Genomic DNA, 25,547 nt, shown 5'->3' on the forward strand with positions numbered 1-25,547 from the left:
TCTTCCCATGATCAACGTGACCAATCGTACCAATATTAACATGCGGTTTTGTTCGTTCAAACTTGCTCTTCGCCATCGCTATTAATCTCTTGTTTTATTCCCTATTTTTGTTAGCACCTAAGGACAACCCCGTAAAACTCAGTCTGACCATACTGTAATCAGCTCATCACCACAACTCTTAGACCGAAAACCCCACCCAATCTATAAATGGAATATCCTCCATCATACCTATTTGCCTAATCACCAACAACCATTTGGAGCGGGTAGCGGGAATCGAACCCGCGTATTCAGCTTGGAAGGCTGCTGCTCTACCATTGAGCTATACCCGCATGACCCCATGTACTAACTCTCCTTCGATGAATGGTGGAGGGGGTTGGATTCGAACCAACGTAGCATACGCAACGGATTTACAGTCCGCCCCCTTTAACCACTCGGGCACCCCTCCATTACACCGGTAAAATCGCGCAACGAGACATCACGACAACCATCTTGAATACCCATTCAATTCAATCTGATTGCGAAGTCGTTATGACGATTACTATTGTATCTGTCAACAGAATAAATACAATTCTGTACAAATTTCCTGCTCATAACTTTAAATCATAGATTTTTTCTCTCTATTTTTCTTATTAACACGCTATAAAGAAGCTATGAAAGAAAAAACATCACAAAATTCTCATTATGCTCGTTTACGTCGCCGATATCGCGATACAAAAGGCTCTCCTTCTCGATCTTTTACACACCTAAAGAAGAAAGCGGTTTCTTTACGGCAAGGGATAATCCATCTTTATGGCATTCATTCTGTTCAGGCAGCTTTAGAAAACCCAAAAAGAATTTTAAAATGTCTTTATGTTACACAAAATGCCTTAAAACGATTAAATATATCCGAATCAGATTATCCTTGCTCTGTTACATTATGCACCCCCAAATATCTTGATTCGCTTGTTGGAAGTGAGGCTGTTCATCAAGGTATTGTTTTGGAAACTCTTCCCCTCAAACCATGCAAACTGTCGGAACTAACCAATACTAATCTGGTCATTGTCATGGATCAAATTACCGATCCGCATAATGTTGGCGCTATTATGCGCTCTGCAGTCGCATTGAAAGCTAAAGCGCTTATTACAACTTGCCGTCACTCTCCCCACGAAAACGGTGTTCTTGCAAAAGCGGCATCTGGAGCTCTGGAAATGATTCATTATATTACCGTACGAAACCTCGCTGAAGCTCTTCAAGAACTTCATCAAACAGGTTTTACAAGCTTTGGTCTTGATTCAGAAGGGCACAAACCTCTAGAAACAGCATTAACAGGGAATAAAATTGCTCTTGTTTTAGGAGCAGAAGGTAAAGGTTTACGTAAAAAAACACGTGAAACCGTTTGCGCTTTAACACGCCTTGATATGCCTGGAAATATTAAATCATTAAATGTTTCGAATGCAGCAACAATAGCGCTTTATGTGGCACATAAATATCTTAGATTCTAGTTTTTAATTTTTTTTTGCGAAACATCAAAAAAACCAACCAACAAAAAACCCGCAAGAAACCCGCCAATATGAGCTTCCCATGCTATTGAGATGCCATTTTCTTCAAACAAAATAGAAGAAATACCTATGATAAAATCAGCCATCAGCCATACACCCATATAAACGAGCACCCCCTTAGAACACAGAGCTTTTTTAATGGACAATAAAGGTCCCAAAAGTTTTTCGTTCTGCGCATTGACAGCTAGATTACCACTAGGAAAACCGTAACGTGCAATAGCACCCATCATTCCAGATACGGCACCTGACGCCCCAATAAGTGATATGGTACTTTCTTGATGAAATGTAAAATAAGTCAAAACAGAAATAACTGCCGTTAACACCCAAAAAATTAAAAAACGTAAAACACCAAAATGCCTTGCTAAAGGAGAGCCAAAAACCAAAAGCCAAACCATATTAAGAGCAACATGTTTAAAACTACTATGCATAAATGAATAACTCACCATGGTATAACAGAGTGCTACAGGATCCCTCTTAAACAATGCTGGTATAAATGAAAAAAACTCAAGACTTTCAGTATAAACCTGATGAGAGAAAAAATACTGAGAAATGCAATAAAGACAAAAACAAAATGCTATCAAAACAACTATAATAAATGGAACATTCAACAAGGGTTCTTTAGGTTGTTTCGGCAATCGGGAAACATCATTATGTTGGTGACTAAAAACTTTCATTGTATAAAATCTCGTATTTTTCAGAAAATGGGTTATTCTTTATACAAAATAAATATACCACTCCCAGTGATACAGAATCTTTTCAACGCCTCTTCGGAGCCCCTTTTTCAATAGCTCTACATGAAAACACGTGTATTTTATACAAAAGATTTTAAAAAGCATGGATACCAAGAATATGATTTACAAACTTAGTGGTATCCTGCTTACTTAAATGTGAAGTTATCATACAATACACAAGAACTTACGAATAGATAAACTCACTTATGAGGTGGTGTATAATCAAAATATATAAACATTGTTTTCTTACTAGAAATATATTGATCATTGCATTTTTTAACTAAGCTATACTTCGATTGATAAACTTTAAATAATCTTAAATCTCAATTTTTCCATTAATATAGCTTGCATTGCTTCTACTCTTTGAATGAAAAACGACATCTCTATGAGAAAAAACTACCAACACAGCTTTCTCTAGATATACTCATTGGTGTTTCATGATGAATTACTCTCTTGATAGCCTTTTTCCCTCATAAATGCAAAAGCGTCAGTCCATCTCTTTAACAAATATAAACAAGCCTTTCATTTCAACCTCTAACAGATATAATTCAAGAACTGTCTCCTATGAAACACTGAAAAAATACGTTGGTTCTAATGATGCATCTTTGAATTTAAACAGTTCATGAAGGAAATTTTTATTCCTTATCTTAGAGAATCTTATCTGCACATCCGCCACTTGTAATGCGCAAGAGAATAATTTGGATTAATTCAATATAGAAAAATTTTAAATGAGAAAATCATAGGAATTTGAACCTCCTATTAAGTTGTAAAATGATAAATGACCATTATAAATCAATGTATTATAAATAGATAACACACTCATCATTGAAGAGGAAGATCTTGAGAATTCTGCTTGCAATCCTTTAACCACACATCATAAATAGGATGCTCAACAGCATTCAAACCAGGACTATCTGCAAACATCCATCCTGTAAAAATACGCCGTATTTTTTTATCTAATGTCACTTCATTGACTTCAACAAAACCAGTTGTACGCGTTGGTTCATCTTTAGAGCTCGTATAACACGCACGTGGTGTTACCTGTAATGCACCGTACTGATAAATTTTACCAAGAGTAACTTCAAAACGTGTGGTCCGCCCCGTGATTTTGTCAAGACCTGCAAAAACAGCAATTCCATTGCTAATACGTTCAGCACGCACCCCATTATTTAAGGATAAAAACACTAAAATTCCCATTAAAAAAATATATATAAAATGCCTCACCCCTAACAATAAAAAAAATCTCATCATATCAAAATTAATCGCACCTTAAAAAATAATTCTTTTCATAACATAGATTCAAATAAGACAAAAATATACGAGCGCATTAAAACATTTTATTTTTTAGGTGACCACGCATCATAATCTTCATGCACACAAGAACGCTCTCCACTGGAGGTGATAGCCCCCTTTGGTCGATAGCTCTCACTTGTTCCTGTCATATTTGCAACATGGGGCTTTTCCCATTCATAAGGATGATAATCCTCCTGTGTTGGTGGAGAATCACAGCGATGATGAATCCAGCCGTGCCAACCTGGTGGAATAGTAGAGGCCTCAGAATAGTCTTTATAGATAACCCAACGGTGCGGATAACCATCCTTATGAAGTCCCCCTTCATAATATATATTTCCAAATTGATCTTCCCCTATCCGCTTACCTTTGCGCCATGTGAAAAAACGCGTACCAATGGTATTGCCATTCCACCATGTGAAGATTTGCTTAAAAAAACGAGCCATCTGCTATTCCATTCATTTAGTGCGCTCATGAAATTAATCGTTGGAATAAAACTGTTAACGATTGAAATTACCGAAAAAGTTACTAGGAAATTCAGCTACAATTCCAATTGATAGGATAACGTGCTATCCCTTAATTTCAAGAAGATATCATATGTATGGCTTCTTCTCCACCCCATAAAATTTAATCTATGCCAAGTTTCATCTTAACCAATTCATTAACAACTTGAGGATTTGCCTTACCACCTGTTGCTTTCATTACCTGTCCAACAAACCAACCAGCTAGAGCGGGTTTCTGTTTTGCTTGCGCAACTTTATCAGAATTATTAGCAATGATTTCATCAACGGCTCTCTCAATTGCCTTTGTATCCGTCACCTGCTTCATATTTCGCTCTTCTACAATTTGGCGTGCATCTCCCCCCTCATTCCAAATAATCTCAAAAAGATCTTTGGCAATTTTTCCAGAAATAACTCCTTCTTTTATGAGATCAATAATGCTTCCCAATTGATTTGGCGATACTGGTGACTCTTCAATCTCACGATTATCTTTATTTAAAGCCCCTAAAAGGTCATTAATCACCCAATTGGCAACCATTTTTCCATCACGCCCACGCGCTACTTCTTCAAAATAATCAGCAATAGCCTTTTCCGTCACAAGAATGGAAGCATCATACACTGTCAATCCCATTTCCTTAACAAAACGTGCTTTTATAGCGTCAGGCAATTCTGGTAAGTCTTCTGCCAAAGCATCCACAAATGCCTGATCAAATTCTAATGGTAAAAGATCAGGATCAGGAAAATAACGATAGTCATGTGCTTCTTCTTTTGAACGCATAGAGCGCGTTTCACCTTTAGCCGCATCAAAAAGCCGAGTCTCTTGATCTATGACTCCTCCCTCTTCTAAAATTGCGATCTGACGACGCGCTTCATACTCAATTGCTTGACCAATAAAGCGAATAGAATTAACGTTTTTAATTTCACAGCGCGTTCCAAAATTTTCACCAGGACGACGAACAGATACATTGACATCTGCACGCATAGAACCTTCATCCATATTGCCATCGCAAGTGCCCAAATAACGAACAATCGTACGCAATTTTGTCATATAGGCTTTGGCTTCATCTGATGAACGCATATCAGGTTTGGAAACAATTTCCATAAGAGCAACACCAGAACGATTAAGATCTACAAAAGACATCGTTGGATGTTGATCGTGCATCGATTTTCCAGCATCCTGTTCAAGATGCAACCTCTCAATTCCCACTTCAATATCTTCAAATTGGCCATTCGAATCTGGACCAACAGATATGATAATCTTTCCCTCTCCCACAATGGGATAGCGAAATTGAGAAATTTGATACCCCTGCGGTAAATCTGGATAAAAATAATTTTTGCGATCAAAAACAGATTTTAAATTAATATGCGCCTTTAATCCTAACCCCGTTCGAACCGCTTGACGGACACATTCTTGATTAAGAACAGGCAACATACCTGGCATGGCTGCATCAATGAGTGATACATGATTGTTCGGCTCTGCACCAAATTTGGTTGACGCTCCTGAAAAAAGTTTCGAATTTGATATGATTTGCGCATGAACTTCCATGCCAATGATGACTTCCCAATCACCTGTAACTCCAGAAATAAAACGCTTAGAATCAGGAGTACGCGTATCAATGATGCTCATTGCCAATCCACTACCAATATTTTAAAATACACTCATGGCTTATCTAAAACCATTCTCTCAGTGCAATCATAGGATATAAATCTTACAAAAAGCCCGATTCTATCGGGCTTTTTCTGTTTGCATAAATATTAAGCTTTTTTAGGAGCCTTTTTCTTAACTGATGTTTTCTCTGTAGAGGTTTCTTTCACTGCAGATTTTTTCTTTGCCGGCTTTTCTTCAGGGACATCTGATTCGTCATATTCTTTCATCAACTCTTCAACCGTCACTTCTTTATCTGTGACTTTTATCTGTGCTAATAAATGATCAATGACCTTTTCTTCAAAAATTGGAGCACGTAGATTTTCAACAGCTTCCGGAGTCCTGCGGAAAAAATCCATAATCTCTTTCTCTTGTCCAGGATACTGACGAACCTGATCAAAAACGGCTGCTTTTAGCTCATCCTCACTAACTTTAACACCAACCTTCATTCCAATTTCAGAAAGCACCAAACCAAGACGAACACGACGTTGCGCAAGGATACGATATTCCTCCCGTGCCTTTTCTTCTGTAATACCTTCATCTTCAAAACTGCGCCCAGCCTTTTTCAAATCATCATTAACCTGAGCCCATATATTGTTAAACTCAATCTCTAAAAGTTCTTCAGGAATCTCAAAATTATAATCAGCATCTAAAGCATCAAGAATTTGACGCTTAACTTTTTGACGTGTCACTGAACCATATTGGCTCTCAATCTGTCCACGAACGACCTCACGTAAGCGATCCAGAGACTCTAAACCAACTTTTTGTGCTGCTTCATCATCAATTTTTAATTCATCTGGTTTAAAGACAGCTTTGACAGTAATGTCAAACTCTGCTTCCCGTCCGGCCAAATGTGCTGCACTGTAATTATCAGGAAATTTAACAAAAATCGTTTTTGCATCCCCAGCTTTCACACCAACCAATTGCTCTTCAAAACCAGGAATAAATTGTTTTGACCCAAGAATCAGTTGTGCATCACTATCTGCCCCACCTTCAAATGGAGCGCCTTCAAGCTTACCTTGATAATCTATGGTAATACGATCACCTTCTTCAGAAGCCCCCTCTTTTAGGGAATAATTACGCGTAGAAGAAAGGACGCGATTGATTTGATCATCAATATCCTGTTCAGGAATAGTTGCAATTTCACGGATAACCTTAATATGTTCAAAATCTTTAATTTCAATTTTTGGTAAAACTTCATACTTTAAACTAAAAGTAAAATCAGCTTTGCCATCTAGAATTTTTTCATCTTCATCTATATCAATTTTCGGCTGCATCGCTGCACGTTCATTGCGATCTGCTAAAATAGACCGAGGCGCATCACTGAGTATCTCATTGAGAATCTCCGCCATAAAGGATTTACCATACATTTTTCGCAAATGCCCACTAGGCACTTTACCGGGACGAAAACCATTAAGCTTGATTTTTCCCTTGGTATCATCCAATCTTTCATTCAACTTTTCTTCTAAATCTTTCGCTAGAACCACGATCTTAATTTCGCGCTTCAGTCCTTCATTAAGCGTCTCGGTAACCTGCATTAAACACCTTCATTTTCCTAAGGAGAGGGATAAACCCACTCTAATAATCATTACATTCTAACACTTCGAGTGTTACATTTACCATGAAGCGGAATTTCAGACACGTAGAAATCCGTAGCACTTAAGGGATTGCTTTGGTGCGGATGGAGGGACTCGAACCCCCACGGTCTCCCGCCAGAACCTAAATCTGGTGCGTCTACCAATTTCGCCACATCCGCTCAAACTTACAAGCTAATAAACTTATACAAGCGGCGTTTCTATACCATTAATTACAGAAAAAAAGCAAACAAATATATTAAAAAAAACAAAATCTATGCTTTTCATACATAACTGCTTACGCTAAAAGTCAATTATGTTAAAGACATTTGATATCCCAATTCATATCATCGGTGGCGGTCTTGCGGGGTGTGAAGCAAGTTGGCAAATCGCTCAGTCAGGAATTCCTGTTGTTTTGCATGAAATGCGACCCGAAAAAAAATCAGATGCCCATAAAACCGATAATTTGGCAGAACTGGTTTGTTCAAATTCATTTCGTTGCGATGATTCATTAACAAATGCCGTAGGGCTTTTACATGCTGAAATGCGATTAGCGAAATCGTTAATTATGAAAGCTGCTGATGCCAACAAAGTTCCCGCAGGTAGTGCCCTTGCTGTTGACCGTGATGGATTTTCAAAAACTGTTACGACAGCACTCGAAAACCATCCTCTTATAACAATCAAACGTGAAGAAGTTCAAGAAATTCCTAAAGCTTGGAAACATGTTGTCATTGCAACGGGTCCCCTTACATCGCCTGCACTTGCTCAAGAATTACAAGCAATAACCGGTATAAAAGCTCTTTCTTTTTTTGATGCGATTGCACCTATTATCCATACCGATAGTATTGATATCAACATTTGTTGGTATCAGTCTCGCTATGATAAAATTGGTCCTGAGGGAACAGGAAAAGATTATCTTAATTGTCCCCTCAACAAAGAACAATATAAAACATTCGTTGAAGCATTAAAAAATGCTGAAAAAACAGAGTTTCATGACTTTGAAAAAACGCCCTATTTTGATGGATGCCTCCCCATTGAAATTATGGCTGAGCGCGGACTTGAAACGTTAAGACACGGTCCTATGAAACCTATGGGCTTAACCAATGCCCATAACCCTACAGTTAAACCTTATGCTGTCGTTCAATTACGCCAAGATAATAAACTTGGAACGCTTTACAATATGGTCGGCTTTCAAACAAAACTGAAATATGGTGAACAAATTCGCATTTTTAGAATGATTCCCGGTCTTGAAAAAGCAGAGTTTGCGCGTCTTGGTGGTCTTCACCGCAATACCTACCTCAACTCGCCAATCATTCTTGATCAAACCCTTCGTTTAAAACAAAAAAAACAACTACGCTTTGCAGGGCAAATTACCGGATGTGAAGGTTATGTAGAATCAGCGGCAATAGGGCTTCTTGCTGGACGTTTTGCTGCTGCCGAATATCATCATATTTTCCCTTGCCTACCCCCACAAACTACAGCATTCGGAGCCCTTTTGAATCATATTACGGGGGGACACATCATAGATGAAAAAGCAGAAACACAGTCCTTTCAGCCAATGAATATCAATTTCGGACTCTTTCCCCCTATTGCTTCCATTAAACATTCAGGAAAACGCTTAGCAAGTAAAGAAAAAAAATTAGTAAAGAAACAAGCCATAACAGCGAGAGCTCTCAATGATTGTATTCAGTGGTTAGCAGATAAAGAATCACAGAATTCCTGTTTATAAAAAACACACGATTCGCCTCTCGCCTACTGCATGGATCTTTGTGACTCTCGTGAAAAAACATTCTAAAGCCTTTTAAAGACTGTTTCCCCTAATCAATAAATATTCCCCTACGTTTCATCATTTATTCAATTATGTAGGTGCTGTGAAATAACTTTCGGTTATAAAAAACTTTTACCGCTATCAACAATTTAATATGACTTAACGACTAAAAATAAATAAATGAAAAATACACAAGAAATACTGTATTATCTCTATTAATAGTTTTTATATTACGTAATATAAATTATTTTATAAGAGTAATTTTTCTGTTTTTTAAATTTCTCCCTCAAAATTTATTATATTCTCTCATTTTAACTCTTTTGTGATGAAGAAAAAACGCTCGCTTGCATATCACACGTGAAATCAAGATATGGAAAAAATATTTGTAGGATAGAGCTAGATCTATCTCTCCCCTCTCAAATGCTAAGAAAAATCACAATATTGAAAGCGAAATCTGAATATCATAAGCTTCTTTCATGTTAGTCTCTCTTATAATAAATCAATAAAAATTATCTTCTTGGTGCACCACAAGCAAGGTTGGCGTATAAGTAAAAGAATAAAACTATCTCTTATACACTCGTCTCAGATATCGAGAGCTAGTCGCAACATTATAGAAACTGAGAAAAATAGTACGGTGGCACCAACATGCGCTTTTATCAAGCGTAAATGGTGGTATATAACAACTCTTATACACTTCACAGAGTTTTTTTGCCTCATACTATTTACGGGTCTTGTTTTTGAAACAAACACCGTAACACTTCAGCGTAATAAAAGTTAACATTACATTTTATAAACCATACCAGCACTTCACTAATACAGTGCAATATTTTATTGAAATGACTAAAAACGATATATTTTAAGCTGACAGAATTTTATACAACACTTAAAGTCATTTTCAAAAACACCAGCAATACATGAAAATAAAAAATACCGCAAAGATCTCAAAATTTTATATGAAAACACGCATAATACATGTGTTAAAAAAACCCGTTTATAAATAAACCGGGTTTTTTTAATGTAGCTTAAATTATTTTTTATTAACTGCTTCTTTAAGGCTTTTTCCTGCAGAAAATTTGGGTACAGAACGTGCTGGAATATCGATTTCAGCACCAGTTGAAGGATTACGCCCCTTTGTTGCAGCACGATGAGAAACTTCGAAAGAGCCAAAACCTGGAAGACGAACATCCCCCCCTGAAGCCAAAGCTTCTGTTATAGAAGCCATAAAAGCATCAACAACAGCACCAGCTTGCGCTTTCGAAACACCTGCCTTTTCAGCAACAGAGCTAACCAATTCACTTTTATTCATAAAATATTTCCTTTCCCTATATTACCTGACAACATGACTTAATCATGTTATTGGTCAGTTTATTGAAAAGTACAGCAAACAGAAGTCTTATTTTTATTCAAAACATTGTTTTTTTAGCAATAATCACAGTTATTCACGGAATTTTTCACTTTTTTCAACAAAAAATAGAATAATAACTTTAACAACGCCTTCTGCCACTTAAAAAATACCGTTATAAATGAGATAGATGAATCAGTGCGCAATCTGTATTCCATCACTATCACTGCTCTCTGACCGGATTGGGACAGCCACTGTAGAGGGTTCTTTCCATTCAATAGTGTCTGGAAAACGAACCAGAGCGTGTTTCAAAACTTCACTCACATGATTTACCGGAATAATTTCCATATTATTTTTGACATCATCAGGAATATCAACCAAATCTTTTGCGTTTTCTTCAGGAATAAGTACTTTTTTTATCCCTCCTCGAAGAGCTGCTAGGAGTTTTTCTTTTAATCCACCAATTGGTAAAACGCGTCCACGTAAAGTAATTTCACCAGTCATTGCAATATCTTTATGCACAGCTACTCCTGTAAGGACCGAAACAATTGCTGTCACCATGGCAATCCCAGCAGATGGGCCATCTTTTGGCGTCGCACCTTCTGGAACATGAACATGGATATCGCGTTTTTCAAAAAGTGGAGGTTCAATACCAAAGTCAACAGCACGAGAACGTACATAAGATGCTGCCGCTGAAATGGACTCTTTCATAATATCACGTAAATTTCCAGTTACAGTCATTTTACCTTTGCCTGGCATCATAACTCCTTCAATGGTCAATAACTCTCCACCGACTTCTGTCCACGCAAGTCCTGTCACAACACCAATTTGATTTTCTCCTTCAATCTGATTGTAATGATAACGTTTAACACCCAAGAAATCATGAATATTACTTTCTGTAACTTTTACAGATTTTTGATGCGTTTTGAGAATTTTTGTAACGGATTTGCGGGAAATTTTCATGAGTTCACGCTCAAGGTTACGAACGCCTGCCTCACGTGTGTAAAACTGAATAATCGACCTTAGTGCTCCATCAGAAATACTGAGTTCTTTTTTAGACAAACAGTGATCTTTTAGTGCCTTTGGTAAAAGATGCTGTTTAACAATTTCCATTTTCTCACATTCAGTATAACCAGCAATACGAATAATTTCCATACGATCCATTAACGGACCTGGAATATTAAGCGTATTGGCAGTTGTGATAAACATCACATCAGAAAGATCATACTCAACTTCCAAATAGTGATCAATAAATGTACTATTTTGTTCAGGATCAAGAACTTCTAATAAAGCGGATGAAGGATCTCCACGAAAATCTTGTCCCATTTTATCAATTTCATCAAGCAAGAAAAGCGGATTAGATTTTTTTGCTTTTTTCATAGACTGAATAATTTTTCCAGGCATCGAACCAATATATGTTCGGCGATGTCCGCGAATTTCTGCTTCATCCCGCACGCCCCCCAATGAAATACGAACATACTCACGCCCCGTCGCCTTTGCAATAGAGCGCGCTAATGATGTTTTCCCTACACCAGGAGGACCTAACAAACAAATAATAGGACCTTTTATCTTTGACGCGCGACTTTGTACGGCCAAATATTCAATAATTCGCTCCTTAACTTTTTCAAGACCGAAATGCTCATTATTCATGACCTTTTCAGCAAAATCTAAATTGTTTTTAATCTTAGATTTTTTACCCCAAGGCATTGCTAATAACCAATCAAGATAGTTACGTACAACTGTCGCTTCTGCAGACATAGGAGACATATTCCGTAATTTTCTCAATTCTGCCCCAGCTTTTTCCTGTGCTTCCTTCGACAGTTTTGCATTCTTGATACGTTCTTCTAATTCAGAGAGTTCATCTCGGCTATCATCACCTGCTCCTAACTCTTTTTGAATAGCCTTCATCTGCTCATTGAGATAATATTCCCGTTGGTTTTTTTCCATTTGCCTTTTAACATGCGAACGAATACGTTTTTCAACTTGCAAAACAGAAATTTCTCCTTCCATGAAGGACAGAACACGTTCAAGACGGGCCCGTACAGGTAAGAGCTCTAATATTTCCTGTTTTTCTGCAAGTTTAATCATCAAATGAGAAGCAATCGTATCGGCAAGCTTAGAAGGATTATCAATCTGGCCAATCGCATTGACAACTTCAGGAGAGATTTTTTTATTAAGCTTTACATAGTTTTCAAAATAAGCAATCACTGACCTTGAAAGAGCTTCAATCTCAACATCACTCTCTCTGGGTTCTTCTGTAACAGTTGCAAAAGCCTGATGATAACCTTCACTTAAAGAAAATTGACTAATTTTTGCACGTGCAGTTCCTTCAACCAAAACCTTTACAGTACCATCAGGCAGCTTTAAAAGTTGAAGAATATTAGCAAATGTACCAATATGATAAATATCCTCTGATTTTGGATCGTCATCAGAAGCATTTTTTTGTGTCACCAATAGTATTTGCTTGTCAACCGCCATCGTTTCTTCAAGAGCACGAATTGATTTTTCGCGGCCCACAAAAAGTGGAACAATCATATGGGGGAAGACAACAATATCACGAAGAGGTAAAACAGCATAAACCCCATCTCTTACTTCATCTGTCTTTTCATCAATATATTGCATAACTCTCCTTTCTGGAGCCTATGAGCTATCTACAACAATCAGCCCACCTTTAGAAAACCTCAGCCCTTCACAGTACATGAAGTGGTAATTACTAATACATAAATCAAGCATTATAATGATATTACTAGAAACACCTATCAAATACCGTTCATTATCACCTTTTACATTGTGCATGTCATGCTGATACATTTTCTTTATCTTCTGCACGTTCTGAGTAAATATAAAGAGGACGCGCTTTCCCATCAACGACATCACTCGAAATAACCACTTTTTGAACGCCTTCAAGAGCCGGTAGCTCAAACATCGTCTCAAGAAGGATCTTCTCCATAATTGAACGTAAACCACGAGCACCAGTTTTACGTTCAATTGCTTTCTTCGCAATAACACGTAAAGCATCTTCATGAAATGCTAGCTCGACATTCTCCATTTCAAAAAGACGCTGATATTGCTTTACTAACGCATTTTTAGGTTGTGATAAAATTTGCATGAGGGCGTTAACATCTAAATCCTCTAAGGTAGCGACTATAGGAAGACGCCCAATAAATTCTGGTATTAGACCAAATTTTATAAGATCTTCAGGCTCTAAATCACGAAAAATTTCACCAACACAACGTTCATCAGGAGCCTTAACGGTCGCAGAAAAACCAATAGAAGTTTTTTCACCACGCCCTGAAATAATCCGTTCTAAACCTGCAAAAGCTCCTCCACAAATGAATAAGATGTTTGTGGTGTCAACCTGAAGAAACTCTTGTTGCGGATGCTTACGTCCACCTTGAGGAGGAACAGAAGCAATCGTTCCTTCCATAATTTTTAATAACGCTTGCTGAACTCCTTCCCCCGAAACATCTCTTGTAATAGAAGGATTGTCTGCTTTACGAGAAATCTTATCAACCTCATCAATATAAACAATACCACGCTGCGCACGTTCAACATTATAATCTGCTGCTTGAAGAAGCTTCAAAATAATGTTTTCAACATCTTCACCCACATAACCCGCTTCAGTTAAAGTGGTCGCATCTGCCATCGTAAAAGGCACATCAATAATACGTGCTAATGTTTGTGCAAGATAAGTTTTACCACAGCCCGTTGGACCAACAAGAAGAATATTTGATTTAGCTAACTCAATATCATTGCTTTTAGACTGATGCGCCAACCGTTTATAATGATTATGAACAGCAACAGAAAGAACACGCTTTGCATGCTGCTGACCAATAACATAATCATCAAGAACTGTTATAATTTCCTGTGGCGTAGGAACACCATCACGCACCTTAACCCCAGAAGACTTATTTTCTTCCCGAATAATATCCGTGCAAAGCTCTACACATTCATCACAGATAAATACAGTAGGCCCCGCAATGAGCTTACGCACCTCATGCTGACTCTTGCCGCAAAACGAGCAATAGAGAGTATTTTTTGATTCGTTCCCGCTATTGCTAATTTTGCTCATTTTTCTTTCCTTTCACCACGATATATGAATACTTTGCCTTTTCAAAGGAAGCTTTTCATCATGAAAACTAAAAGACATATAGAAAACCATGCATGTCTCAATCTTTTTAGGTGTTTCTCTTATTTTGCGATATTTTTTATAAAACTCTGTGATTTAAAGTAGCTGTTTTTTCTATAAAAATTCTTAATCTTTTTCTTCTTTTTCAGTTTCTGCACGATATTGTATAACATCATCAACTAAGCCAAACGCTTTGGCTTCTTCTGCTGTCATAAAATGATCGCGATCGAGAGTTCTCTCAATAATCTCATAATCTTGACCTGTATGTTGAACATAAATTTCATTTAAACGCCGTTTCATCTTTATAATGTCTTGCGCATGTCGCTCAATATCTGAAGCTTGACCTTGAAAACCACCAGATGGTTGATGCACCATAATACGTGCGTTTGGCAATGTAAAACGATGACCTTTTGCTCCAGCTGTTAACAATAAAGACCCCATAGATGCCGCCTGCCCCATGCAAAGCGTAGAAACAGGAGGGCGAATAAACTGCATAGTATCATAAATAGCCATACCAGATGTTACGACACCACCTGGAGAATTAATATAAAGACTAATTTCTTTTTTAGGATTTTCCGCTTCCAAGAAAAGCAATTGTGCACAAACAAGCATTGCCATAACATCTTCGACAGGACCATTAATAAAAATAATCCGCTCCTTTAAAAGACGGGAAAAAATATCATAGGCCCGTTCACCACGATTGGTTTGTTCAATAACCATAGGAACAAGGCTTAATGCTGTTTTCATTGGATCACTCATATTTTTACTTTCCGTTCATATAACAACCGCTCTTTACACATTCAATGTTTTTATCCATATGTTAACATTACTCTCTTGCGCAAGCTACAATCAAGAGCTATTTAAGGTAGATTAAAATCTCAATAGTTAAAATAGCAATAATAACTCTATCTAAACAAATGATGAACATCAGGGATGCGAGATACCGCCCAATGGTAAAAACTTCCTTCCTGAGGTCTTTTCCTGGTCTTTGTCTTTCTGTGAATATGAAAGCCTATCAAGCGTGAATCTGTAAGCGGCTTTATGCCAAAAGCTGGTTCAAAAATACGTTCAGTTTTTCGCCCAGTCCAATAATAAAAAGTTTCCTTTTCCTTTGCTTCATGAAAAAAACCATATCGTTTTGCTAATCGTGAAATACCATCATTGCCAAATATCGTAACACCAAGACTTCCCGGTAAAATCAGCATTTTTTTCTCTTTAACCAGAATGGTCTCCAAATACGACGCTTAAATCCAAGCCAATGAGGAATAATTTCTGTGCCTGCCCAATAATCTTCAAATATTTTTATAATAGGGTTATTGGGCGGAAAATAAAGTGCAGAAACGCCTACTCTTGTATTATTTTCTCTTGCCAACCAAACCTTATCCGCATCTGGATGAAATTGTTTAACAAGGTAAACATCTGTATCTAACCAAACACCTTGTTGATATTTCATCAGCATAACACGAAAAAAATCCGAAAACTGAACAATTGTACACCCTGGTTTATCATCAGAAAAATCGGGGTCAAGGCGATAAATTGCTGAGCGTGGTAAAATTGATTCGGCTTCATGCAACTCAACACCGGCAGGAAGATTATCTATTTTTTTATCATAACTAAAAAGCTTAACGCGCTGTCCAGTTTTAACCATTGAGGACAAACAAAGCCTATCCACCAATCTTAATTGTCCACTATACCCAAAAGTACAAATATCCATAGATAATATATCAAAAATATTCTAAACTTACGCGAAAGAGTTGTTCAACATCACGAACCCTATCAGCAAGAGCAAAAATCACTATTCTATCACCAGACAAAATGCGCGTATCTGCCGAAAGTTGTATTATTGTCTTATTGCGATAAATTGCACCAATTCTCAAACCATCTGATAAATTGAGCTCTGATAATGACTTACCAACCAATGAAGATGTTTGCATCACTTCAGCTTCAATAATTTCTGCTCGGCCATTAAAAACTGAATGAACAGAACGAATACGTCCACGGCGCATTTGTTGCAAAATTCTCGATATTGTAACGCTATGGGGATTAAGATATGCATCCACACCAACAGCACGACTAAATTCTTGATAGGCAACATTATTAATCAATACCATATTGGCTTTGCAGCCCAATCTTTTAGCAATAATAGCGCTTAAGAGATTAACCTGATCTTGATTGGTCAATGTAATCATTAAATCGGACTGATCAATTCCCGCATCTTGGAGAATCACTGGATCTAACACGTTACCGTATAAAACTGTTGTTTTTTCAAGCTGATCAGCAATCGTGAGAGCTCTTTCTCTATGCGATTCTATAATCTTCAATTTTAATTTATGGAAACGCTTTTCAATAGCCTGTGCAACATAAAGGCCAATGTGACCGCCTCCTGCAATAATCATGCGGTGGGCATCTTGTTCTTTATGACCAAAAAGCCCAACAGCACGGCGCATTTGATCACGAGCAACAACAAGATAGGTTATATCACCAACGCGTAATTGCGTTTCTGAATGTGCAACCAATAATTCCGCGCCACGTTTAATAGCGGTAACCGTCGTATGAAGATCTGGAAAAAGCTCTGTTAATTGACGCAAAGGTGTATTAATAACTGGACAATCTTCCATGCATTCCAAGGCTAGCGCAACAACATCATCATTACAAAAATAAAGAACATCTATTGCACCAGGTAAAGCAATACGGCGCAAAACCATTTCCCCAACTTCAACTTCTGGCGAAATAACCACATCAATGGGAATATTCTCTCTGGAAAAAAGCGTCTTATAACGTGGTTCTAAATAAGATTGTGAACGAATACGAGCAATTTTTGTGGGCACATTAAATAATGAATGTGCTACTTGACAAGCTACCATATTGACTTCATCAAACAAAGTGACAGCAATCAACATATCAGCTTTATCTGCATCTGCAGCCAAAAGAACTTCAGGACGTGAACCGTGACCAACAAAACCTCTCACATCCAATGTATCGCGAATCTTTTCAATTAATCTCGTTTCAATATCAATAACAGTAACATCGTGATTTTCAGCAGCAAGACGCTCTGCTATCCCATACCCAACCTGTCCTGCTCCGCAAATAATAACACGCATCGCTTTAAGAAACTCCAAGCGCTTTAAGTTTACGGTGCAAAGCTGAACGCTCCATGCCTATAAATTCAGCAGTACGTGATATATTTCCACCCAAACGCCCAATCTGTGCCACTAAATATCTCTTTTCAAACAATTCTCGTGCTTCACGTAACGGCAAATCCATTATACTTTCATCTGAATCCATTTGAAAACGTGGCAAAGAATCACTTACTTCACTGGGAAGAAAGTCCGCTGTTATAGGACCATCACCATCCCGCACAAGAATAAGAAGACGCTCAATATTATTGCGTAATTGCCGCACATTACCCGGCCAAGCATGCGTTTGCAAAATAGCAATCACATCATCACTGATTGCACGCGGTTTAATCCCAACCTGCTGTGATATTGTTTTTACAAAATGATGTACAAGTTCTGGAATGTCTTCACGACGCGCTGAAAGGGGCGGAACAGCAATAGGAACAACCGAAAGACGGTGGAAAAGATCTTCTCTAAAGCGCCCATCAGAAATGAGGTTTTCAAGATTTTGCGCTGTCGAAGAAATAATACGCACATCCACTTTAACACGTTTTGTGCCGCCAACTCTTTCAAATGTCTGCCCCGTTAACACCCGAAGAATCTTACCTTGAGTCTCACGTGGCATGTCAGCAATTTCATCAAGATATAATATACCGCCATGAGCTTCCTCTAAGGCACCGATCTTGCGCTCTCTTCCTTCCATTTCACTGCCAAACAGCTCTATTTCCATTCTTTCCGGAGTAATCGTTGCAGCATTTATTGTAACAAATGGCCCATTCGAACGCGTTGAGAGCGCATGAATAGTTCGTGCAACAGTTTCTTTTCCTGCCCCTGAAGGACCTGTTATCATGACGCGACTATTGGTTGGTGCTACTTTTTCTATGATTTGACGCAAATTTTTTACAACTGTCGATTTTCCGAGCAACTCTAATGTCTCGTTCGAACGCTTTCGCAATTCTAAAAGCTCACGTTTTAAATTTGAGTTTTCAAGTGTTCTCTCTGCAACCAATACAAGTCTATCAGCTTTAAAAGGTTTTTCAATGAAATCATATGCCCCTCGCTTTATAGCGGAAACAGCCGTCTCAATATTACCATGACCAGAGATCATAACGACCGGAAGAGCCGGATATTGCGTTTTAATTTCATCAAGCAATGCTAAACCATCAAGACGACTACCCTGTAGCCAAATATCCAAAAAAATGAGCTTTGGAATACGCTCACTAATTTGAGCCAATGCTTCATCAGAGTTACAAGCAACACGCGTTTCATAACCTTCATCATCTAAAATACCAGCAACAAGCTCACGAATATCTGCTTCATCATCAACAATCAAGATATCTGATACCATACTATTCCCCTATCTTATGATTTATGGCTTGTATAATACCACCCTGCTTACCCCCATCCGCCGGAAATATCAAACGGATCATCGCACCACGACCTTCATAAAAACTCTCCGGTGCATCATGAAGCTCCATGGAACCACCGTGATCTTCAATAACTTTGCGCACAATGGCTAACCCGAGCCCTGTTCCTTTTTCCCGCGTTGTTATATAGGGCTCTAATAACTTTTGTCTTTGCTCTTTAGGAAGTCCTTTCCCATTATCAACAACATCCACAACCACCCATTCCTCTTGACGATAAGAACGGACAAGAATACGACCGTGAATATTTTCCTCTCGCACAACTGAATCTATGGATTCGCTCGCGTTTTTGATAACATTGCAAAAAGCTTGTACAATGAGACGGTTATCAAATGCACCCATAAGTGGTAGACTTCCTAAATCTTGCTCAAAATGAATATCATGTCGTGTCACTTCTATCAAGAAACATGCTTCGCGCAACAATTCTCGTATATCTAAAATATGCATTTGTGGTTTGGGCATACGTGCAAAAGAGGAAAACTCATCAACCATACGCCCAATATCTCCAACCTGTCGAATAATTGTCTCAATACACCGCTCAAAGACCTCTCTATCTTGTGTAATAACTTTGTTATAACGTTTACGAATGCGTTCGGCGGATAACTGAATGGGTGTGAGGGGATTTTTTATTTCGTGTGCAATACGCCGTGCAATATCCGCCCATGCCGCTGTACGTTGCGCTGCAACAAGGTCTGTAATATCATCAATTGTTAGAACCCAAGATTGCCCCTGTCCATCATCCTCTTCCATCGTAACTTGGACATTACAGACACGCTCTTTTCCTGCAACGTTTAAAGTAACCTGCTCACGATGATTTTTACGATCCAATGAACGTGCAAACTGAAAAACCTGCCAAATTTCAGCACTTAAAGATAAAAGACTTTGTCCAACAACGTGTTCAGAGCGAATATCAAACATCGCTTCAATAGACCGATTAATAATTGTAATATCACCATTATCATCTATACCAGCTACTCCTGCTGTTACACCCGATAACACTGCTTCAGAAAAACGCCTTCTCTCATCAATTTGATCACGCACTGCAATCAACTCATTGCGCCGACTTTTCAATTCACTAACCATGTAATTAAAAGTTTTGGATAATTGCCCAATATCCCCATCTTTTGCTCGTACTGGCACAAAAATTTCCATATTTCCAGTAGCAACATCATCAGCTGCACTAATGAGAAGACGAATAGGACGTACTAAGCGATCAGCGACAGCAATAGCGGCCCAAATAGCTGATAAGAATAAACTAAAAAAAAGACATAAATAAAGCATACCAAATGCAATTTGCGTCAGCAGGCGATTTTCATTTAAATCACGATAACGATCTGTATTGACTTCTGTCAAACGCAAAGCAGATAAAACACCTTTATCAACGTCACGCACCAAATATAGAAATGTGTTTGGAATGTTGGTAAATTTTAAAATAATACCAAAATAATCATGCACGCCTGGTTGAAAAGAAAAAGGCCTCGCACTGGTTGCACGTTCAATAAGATTGGAAGGAGGAATTGGCAGTTTATCTTCATCACCAAGAGCACTCGATATAAAAATAGCTCCGCTAGAACTTAACAAAAATGCGCCACGCAAATTGCGTCCTATAGCATGGCGCGTCAATTGCATCCTATATTCAGCTGGATTACGTTCTAAGAGTTTTTTGTTATCAAGTGCAAATGCCATCGCGTAGGATAAATTTTTTAAATTTTGAAGCATTTCATCTGCATAAGCATTTGCTAAATCAATAGAAGAGCCCACAATTTGCCGCGTTGTTGTATCAAACCATCGATCAAGTCCCAAATTTAGTGCTGGACCCGATACAAGAGCTACAGCAACAGCTGGCATTGTTGCAACAAGTGCAAACAATGAAATAAGGCGCACATGAAGACGCGACCCTGCACGCCTTGAACGCCAAGCACGAATGATCGGAATCATCTCATAAAAAACGATGACAATAAGCCCTAAAACCCAAAAACTATTAATCCCTATAAGAATAAGAGTTACTGTTCTACTGGGAACAACAGGGGTTAATCCAATAAGAATAATAAATGAAACAGAGGCCGTAAGTAAAGCCAATACAATAATTGTAATCCCTAAAAAAATATATACCTTACTTAAACGATACAACTCATCGTTATAAGTATTTTTATCTATGTCTTGAAGATTCGTCACAGATGTTATATTCGTCATGAGCTTACATACCCTTATCCCATTATTCTCATATAACCTTTTGTAGCAAAAATTGACAATACTAATACTACATTTAAAATAGAGCAAATATAGTCAATGAGAAAGAACTTCTACATTTTGCAAAATATCTTTAAAATAAACTGTGTTCGACGATACTTTACGAAGGAAATGAGATGCGATTAACAAAACAAACAAATTATGCTCTTCGAATGCTCATGTATTGTGCAGATAATCAGGGAACTCTCAGTCGTGTTCCAGAAATTGCTAAAGCATATGCCGTTTCAGAACTTTTTTTATTTAAAATCCTTCAGCTGCTTGTTCAAGCAGGTTTTATACAAACAGTGCGTGGACGCAATGGTGGAGTTAGATTGGCGAAACCCGCAGCAGAGATTTCAGTCGCTGATGTTGTGAAAGTAACAGAAGATAACTTTTCCCTAGCAGAATGTTTCGATACTGCAGAACCAACTTGCCCCTTGATCGATTTTTGTGGTTTAAATACCGCACTTCAAAAAGCATTAAATGCTTTTTTTGAGGTGTTATCCGTGATATCCCTTGCTGATCTACAACAACCATCCTTTCAAAATCATTTTAAAATTAATGACAAAAAGGCAAACTAAGATTATAATACAAGGAGATTAGGTATTTCTATTGCAGCAATAATATTAGCCGCTGGACGTGGTGAAAGAGCAGGATCTCCCCATGAAATTCCAAAACAATATCGGCTTCTAGGACAAAAGCCGATTATTTATCATACCGTGCATTGTTTTTTGCAGCATCCATCTATCACAACAATTATCCTTGTTATTCATCCAGAAGATCGTCAAATCTGTGAACAAGCTATTGATGATTTTAAAGAGCGCCTTATTATCGTTGAAGGAGGAAATACACGTCAAATCTCTACCTTACATGGACTTCAGGCACTCAAAAAATTCAATCTCCAATATGTGCATATTCATGATGGTGCACGCCCCTTTATCGAAAAAAAGCTTCTTGATAACATTCACAATACAATCACACCTCAAGAAGGTGTTCTTCCTGTCCTTCCCATCTCTGATACCCTTAAACGTGTAAATAATCAGCATGTTTTAGAAACAATTCCCCGTACCCATCTTTATAGTGCACAAACTCCACAGTGTTTTCCCTTTGAACATATCTTAGCCGCCCATAAGCAAGCAAAACAAGCTTGCAAAAAAGAATTCACTGACGATTCTGCGATTGCAGAATGGTTTGGAATTCCTATGCGTACCGTTCCTGGGGATCCTAACAACATAAAAATTACATGGCATGAAGATTTTAATACCGCACATTTATATCTCCAAAAGAAAATGCAAATGTTTCCTGATATCCGCACCGGCAATGGTTATGATGTTCACTCTTTCGAAGAAGGTGACTTTCTTATTTTATGTGGTATAAAAATCCCTTTTCATAAAAAATTAAATGGACACTCCGATGCAGATGTTGCTCTTCACGCGCTAACAGATGCCCTGCTCGCTACGCGAGGTGCTGGAGATATTGGCACACATTTCCCTCCCTCTGATCCCCAATGGAAAAATGCATCATCAGAAATTTTTCTCCGTCATGCTCTTGATATTCTAAAACAAGCAGGTGGTCGTATCGCCAATGTTGATATCACAATTATCGCTGAAAATCCTAAAATTGGTCCCTATCGTCATGCCATGACAGAAAATCTTATGACAATACTTTCAATGACACCTGATCGAATCTCTATCAAAGCAACAACAAATGAAAGGCTTGGATTTATTGGTCGTGGTGAAGGAATTGCTGCTCTTGCAACAGCGAGCGTTCTTTATTCAGGAGAACTTCCCCAATGACATATCTTTGTGAAAAACAAGCACATGAAGTCCTTAATATCTTTCGCCAAAAAGGTTTGCTGTTAACAACTGTAGAGTCTTGTACAGGAGGACTCATTGCTGCAAGCCTCACAAATATTGCAGGCTCGTCAGATGTTCTCGATTGTGGATTTGTTGTTTATTCAAATGAATCTAAAACACGCCTTGTTGGCGTTTGTGCTGAACTTATAAAAACCTATGGCGCCGTTTCAAAAGAAGTTGCTCTTGCAATGGCTGAGGGTGGATTAAAACATTCACAAGCTGACATTGCAGTCTCTGTAACAGGAATTGCTGGTCCAGGAGGAGAAAGTCTTGATAAACCTGTAGGACTTGTGCATTGCGCAGTTGCTTACAAAAATCATAAAACTCTGCACAAAGAAATGCACTTTGGTCATCTTAACCGCAATGCTATCCGCCATGCAACTGTTGAAAATGTTTTTAAAATGATTCTGGAATTGCTTCACTGAATTCCCCATACTAATTTCAAAGCTCTCTATTCCACATTGAGTCTATAATCGTCAACATCTTGAAAAAATGATTTATTGCACCACAACTTTAAGTTGAATCAATCAAATTTATTCACTTGCACGCCACAAGAAAAAAACTGTATAAATAAAATGATTAAAGAAAAGGATACTTGTACCTCTCTCAAATGCTAAGAGCTCGCGCAACATCTCGAGAGATGGCAAATAAATGGTTCAGGCTGACTTCTTCATAAGTGTAAAGATGTTGATTTATATACTTTTACGAGTATCCATACTATTTATTATGAAATGGGTATGACGCGAGCATGTCCTATTTGGGCGTTTTGTTTGGATATGCCTCTATTAAAAAAGAGAAACAAAAGCGTGAAGCTGTGCATCATCTTCATCATTTAAAATGATATTCCTTTAATATGCTTTTCAAAGCTGAAAAAGATGAATTAAAACAAATAGTAAAGATGGAAACCAGTTTTCACCTTCACGCCGTTATAAGCAATACGTATTGTTAAAAAATAACAGAATAGACTATGTTATCGTAGAGCCATAAATCTGATGCGCACGCTTCTCAAAAGCGTCGGTGAATTTACGAAACGCAATATCAAACATTGAGCCCATCACTAATCCAAGCGTTTTACTTTTAAATTCATAATCAATAAAAAACTCTACATTACATGCATTGGTATTTTCAATATCATGAAAGGACCAACGATTTTCAAGATATTTGAATGGACCATCAATATATTTAACTTCTATAAGATTTTTTTCCGGCTGAAGAAATACTTGAGTCGTAAAAGTTTCACGGATAATCTTATAGCCAACGGTCATATCCGCAAGAAGCAACATTTTTTTCCCATACTCTTTTCGAGAACGTACTATTAAAGACTCACACATTGGTAAAAATTCAGGATAACGCTCAATATCTGAAACCAACTCAAACATTTCACTGGCACTATGGGTGATCTGCCGATGTATTGTAAAAATCGGCATAATTATCTCTGTAAGGAAAATTTTTCATCACGCGCTTTTTGCAAAATAGCAAAATCATCTCCAGCATGATGAGATGAACGTGTCAGAGGATTGGAGGCCATATGTAAAAATCCTTTTACTTTACCAATCTTGGCAAAAGACTCAAATTCTTCAGGAGGCACAAAACGAACAACTGGATGATGTTTTCGTGTAGGCTGCAAATATTGTCCAATCGTCATAAAGTCAACATCAGCAGAGCGCAAATCATCCATCAATTGCAAAATTTCATTTCGCTCCTCCCCAAGACCAACCATAATTCCCGATTTTGTAAAAATTGTTGGATCAAGTTCTTTAACGCGTTGTAATAAACGAATTGAATGAAAATAACGTGCCCCTGGACGAACCTTCAAATATTTAGAAGGAACTGTTTCTAAGTTATGATTAAAAACATCAGGCTTAGCAGCAACAACAACTTCTAAAGCGCCATCCTTATGACGAAAATCAGGTGTCAGAACTTCAATTGTTGTTTTAGGAGTTTTTTGACGAATCGCATAAATAACTTTTGCAAAATGCTCAGCACCACCATCAGCAAGATCATCACGATCAACAGATGTAATGACAACATGTTTTAATTCCATCCGTGCAACAGCATCGGCTACACGTTCTGGCTCATTATCATCAACGGCAAGTGGAATACCTGTTGCAACGTTACAAAAAGCACAAGCACGCGTACATATTTCACCTAAAATCATAAAGCTAGCATGCCGCTGGCTCCAACATTCGCCAATATTAGGGCAACCAGCTTCTTCACATACAGTCACTAACTTATGCGTACGTACAATACCATGTGTTTCCTTATAAATTGGCGATGTTGGCGCTTTTACACGAATCCAATCTGGCTTTTTTTGAACGCTTGTATCAGGACGATGTGCCTTTTCAGGATGACGCAAACGTCTATTTATAACTCTATCAACAACCGTAACCATTTAAGCCTTTGCC

Annotated in this window: 19 protein-coding genes, 3 tRNA genes and 2 pseudogenes; 5 read left to right on the top strand and 19 right to left on the bottom strand. The window is 37.9% G+C overall.

Features of this window, described 5'->3' with window-relative positions; translation table 11 throughout:
* The 3 genes and pseudogenes from ACFIJP_RS00005 to ACFIJP_RS00015 form a co-directional block, all read right to left on the bottom strand.
* Nucleotides 1-76 (bottom strand): annotated as a pseudogene (locus tag ACFIJP_RS00005) (elongation factor Tu); the annotation flags it as partial.
* Nucleotides 77-255: 179 nt separating this feature from the next.
* Nucleotides 256-329: transfer RNA gene (locus tag ACFIJP_RS00010), tRNA-Gly, on the bottom strand.
* A 32-nt stretch (nucleotides 330-361) separates the two neighbouring features.
* Nucleotides 362-445 (bottom strand) — tRNA-Tyr (locus tag ACFIJP_RS00015).
* 205 nt (nucleotides 446-650) lie between these two features.
* On the opposite strand from ACFIJP_RS00015, the gene ACFIJP_RS00020 reads away from it, so the two are divergent.
* Nucleotides 651-1,481: a TrmH family RNA methyltransferase gene (locus ACFIJP_RS00020; RefSeq protein ID WP_375624959.1), complete on the top strand. Its 831-nt coding sequence runs from the start codon at nucleotides 651-653 to the stop codon at nucleotides 1,479-1,481.
* Here ACFIJP_RS00020 and ACFIJP_RS00025 read toward each other — a convergent pair.
* The 6 genes from ACFIJP_RS00025 to ACFIJP_RS00050 all read right to left on the bottom strand — a co-directional run bounded on the left by ACFIJP_RS00025 (nucleotide 1,478) and on the right by ACFIJP_RS00050 (nucleotide 7,460).
* Nucleotides 1,478-2,212: a rhomboid family intramembrane serine protease gene (locus ACFIJP_RS00025; RefSeq protein WP_375624961.1), complete on the bottom strand. Its 735-nt coding sequence runs from the start codon at nucleotides 2,210-2,212 to the stop codon at nucleotides 1,478-1,480. The two genes, ACFIJP_RS00020 and ACFIJP_RS00025, sit on opposite strands and share 4 nt — an antisense overlap.
* 879 nt (nucleotides 2,213-3,091) lie before the next feature.
* Nucleotides 3,092-3,517: a DUF2155 domain-containing protein gene (locus ACFIJP_RS00030; RefSeq protein WP_375625183.1), complete on the bottom strand. Its 426-nt coding sequence runs from the start codon at nucleotides 3,515-3,517 to the stop codon at nucleotides 3,092-3,094.
* A gap of 89 nt (nucleotides 3,518-3,606) precedes the next feature.
* Nucleotides 3,607-4,005: an NADH:ubiquinone oxidoreductase subunit NDUFA12 gene (locus tag ACFIJP_RS00035; protein ID WP_375624962.1), complete on the bottom strand. Its 399-nt coding sequence runs from the start codon at nucleotides 4,003-4,005 to the stop codon at nucleotides 3,607-3,609.
* Between the two features lie 181 nt (nucleotides 4,006-4,186).
* Nucleotides 4,187-5,686, bottom strand: a complete 1,500-nt coding sequence (gene gatB, locus ACFIJP_RS00040) for an Asp-tRNA(Asn)/Glu-tRNA(Gln) amidotransferase subunit GatB (protein WP_375624963.1) — start codon at nucleotides 5,684-5,686, stop codon at nucleotides 4,187-4,189.
* 128 nt (nucleotides 5,687-5,814) lie between these two features.
* Complete coding sequence (gene tig / locus ACFIJP_RS00045; RefSeq protein ID WP_375624965.1) at nucleotides 5,815-7,242, bottom strand: trigger factor; 1,428 nt, start codon at nucleotides 7,240-7,242, stop codon at nucleotides 5,815-5,817.
* Between the two features lie 135 nt (nucleotides 7,243-7,377).
* Nucleotides 7,378-7,460: transfer RNA gene (locus tag ACFIJP_RS00050), tRNA-Leu, on the bottom strand.
* Between the two features lie 134 nt (nucleotides 7,461-7,594).
* On the opposite strand from ACFIJP_RS00050, the gene trmFO reads away from it, so the two are divergent.
* Nucleotides 7,595-9,007 (top strand): methylenetetrahydrofolate--tRNA-(uracil(54)-C(5))-methyltransferase (FADH(2)-oxidizing) TrmFO, encoded by a 1,413-nt coding sequence (gene trmFO / locus ACFIJP_RS00055; RefSeq protein ID WP_375624966.1) that lies wholly within the window; start codon nucleotides 7,595-7,597, stop codon nucleotides 9,005-9,007.
* Nucleotides 9,008-10,073: 1,066 nt separating this feature from the next.
* Here the strand turns inward: trmFO and ACFIJP_RS00060 are convergent.
* The 8 genes and pseudogenes from ACFIJP_RS00060 to ACFIJP_RS00095 all read right to left on the bottom strand — a co-directional run bounded on the left by ACFIJP_RS00060 (nucleotide 10,074) and on the right by ACFIJP_RS00095 (nucleotide 21,250).
* Nucleotides 10,074-10,352, bottom strand: a complete 279-nt coding sequence (locus ACFIJP_RS00060; RefSeq protein WP_120122030.1) for an HU family DNA-binding protein — start codon at nucleotides 10,350-10,352, stop codon at nucleotides 10,074-10,076.
* Nucleotides 10,353-10,583: 231 nt separating this feature from the next.
* On the bottom strand, nucleotides 10,584-13,010 hold the full coding sequence (gene lon, locus ACFIJP_RS00065) for an endopeptidase La (protein ID WP_375624968.1): 2,427 nt from the start codon (nucleotides 13,008-13,010) through the stop codon (nucleotides 10,584-10,586).
* Nucleotides 13,011-13,185: 175 nt separating this feature from the next.
* Nucleotides 13,186-14,460, bottom strand: coding sequence for an ATP-dependent Clp protease ATP-binding subunit ClpX (clpX, locus tag ACFIJP_RS00070; protein ID WP_375624969.1), 1,275 nt, complete (start codon nucleotides 14,458-14,460; stop codon nucleotides 13,186-13,188).
* A gap of 183 nt (nucleotides 14,461-14,643) precedes the next feature.
* Nucleotides 14,644-15,276: an ATP-dependent Clp endopeptidase proteolytic subunit ClpP gene (clpP, locus tag ACFIJP_RS00075; RefSeq protein WP_375624970.1), complete on the bottom strand. Its 633-nt coding sequence runs from the start codon at nucleotides 15,274-15,276 to the stop codon at nucleotides 14,644-14,646.
* Nucleotides 15,277-15,422: 146 nt separating this feature from the next.
* A pseudogene (locus tag ACFIJP_RS00080) lies at nucleotides 15,423-16,231 on the bottom strand (hypothetical protein).
* Between the two features lie 10 nt (nucleotides 16,232-16,241).
* Complete coding sequence (gene trkA, locus ACFIJP_RS00085) at nucleotides 16,242-17,618, bottom strand: Trk system potassium transporter TrkA (RefSeq protein WP_012755010.1); 1,377 nt, start codon at nucleotides 17,616-17,618, stop codon at nucleotides 16,242-16,244.
* A gap of 4 nt (nucleotides 17,619-17,622) precedes the next feature.
* Nucleotides 17,623-18,981 (bottom strand): sigma-54-dependent transcriptional regulator, encoded by a 1,359-nt coding sequence (locus tag ACFIJP_RS00090; protein ID WP_375624972.1) that lies wholly within the window; start codon nucleotides 18,979-18,981, stop codon nucleotides 17,623-17,625.
* Nucleotide 18,982: 1 nt separating this feature from the next.
* A complete protein-coding gene (locus ACFIJP_RS00095; RefSeq protein WP_375624973.1) occupies nucleotides 18,983-21,250 on the bottom strand; it encodes an ATP-binding protein in 2,268 nt (755 codons plus the stop codon).
* 173 nt (nucleotides 21,251-21,423) lie between these two features.
* On the opposite strand from ACFIJP_RS00095, the gene rirA reads away from it, so the two are divergent.
* From rirA to ACFIJP_RS00110, 3 genes are read left to right on the top strand one after another with little or no spacing between them, the layout of a single operon-like run.
* Nucleotides 21,424-21,867, top strand: coding sequence for an iron-responsive transcriptional regulator RirA (gene rirA / locus ACFIJP_RS00100; RefSeq protein ID WP_273788340.1), 444 nt, complete (start codon nucleotides 21,424-21,426; stop codon nucleotides 21,865-21,867).
* A 24-nt stretch (nucleotides 21,868-21,891) separates the two neighbouring features.
* The gene (locus tag ACFIJP_RS00105; RefSeq protein WP_375625184.1) at nucleotides 21,892-23,082 is read left to right on the top strand and encodes a bifunctional 2-C-methyl-D-erythritol 4-phosphate cytidylyltransferase/2-C-methyl-D-erythritol 2,4-cyclodiphosphate synthase; all 1,191 of its coding nucleotides are present in this window, start codon (nucleotides 21,892-21,894) and stop codon (nucleotides 23,080-23,082) included.
* The gene (locus ACFIJP_RS00110) at nucleotides 23,079-23,567 is read left to right on the top strand and encodes a CinA family protein (protein ID WP_375624974.1); all 489 of its coding nucleotides are present in this window, start codon (nucleotides 23,079-23,081) and stop codon (nucleotides 23,565-23,567) included. The genes ACFIJP_RS00105 and ACFIJP_RS00110 overlap by 4 nt, the downstream gene beginning before the upstream one ends.
* A gap of 540 nt (nucleotides 23,568-24,107) precedes the next feature.
* Here ACFIJP_RS00110 and ACFIJP_RS00115 read toward each other — a convergent pair.
* Both ACFIJP_RS00115 and lipA read right to left on the bottom strand, forming a co-directional pair.
* Nucleotides 24,108-24,569, bottom strand: coding sequence for a type II toxin-antitoxin system RatA family toxin (locus tag ACFIJP_RS00115; RefSeq protein ID WP_273788342.1), 462 nt, complete (start codon nucleotides 24,567-24,569; stop codon nucleotides 24,108-24,110).
* Between the two features lie 2 nt (nucleotides 24,570-24,571).
* On the bottom strand, nucleotides 24,572-25,534 hold the full coding sequence (gene lipA, locus ACFIJP_RS00120) for a lipoyl synthase (protein ID WP_375624976.1): 963 nt from the start codon (nucleotides 25,532-25,534) through the stop codon (nucleotides 24,572-24,574).
* Between the last annotated feature and the right edge of the window lie 13 nt (nucleotides 25,535-25,547).

The organism is Bartonella sp. MU37NMGALS, from assembly GCF_042194015.1.
Lineage (GTDB): Bacteria > Pseudomonadota > Alphaproteobacteria > Rhizobiales > Rhizobiaceae > Bartonella > Bartonella grahamii.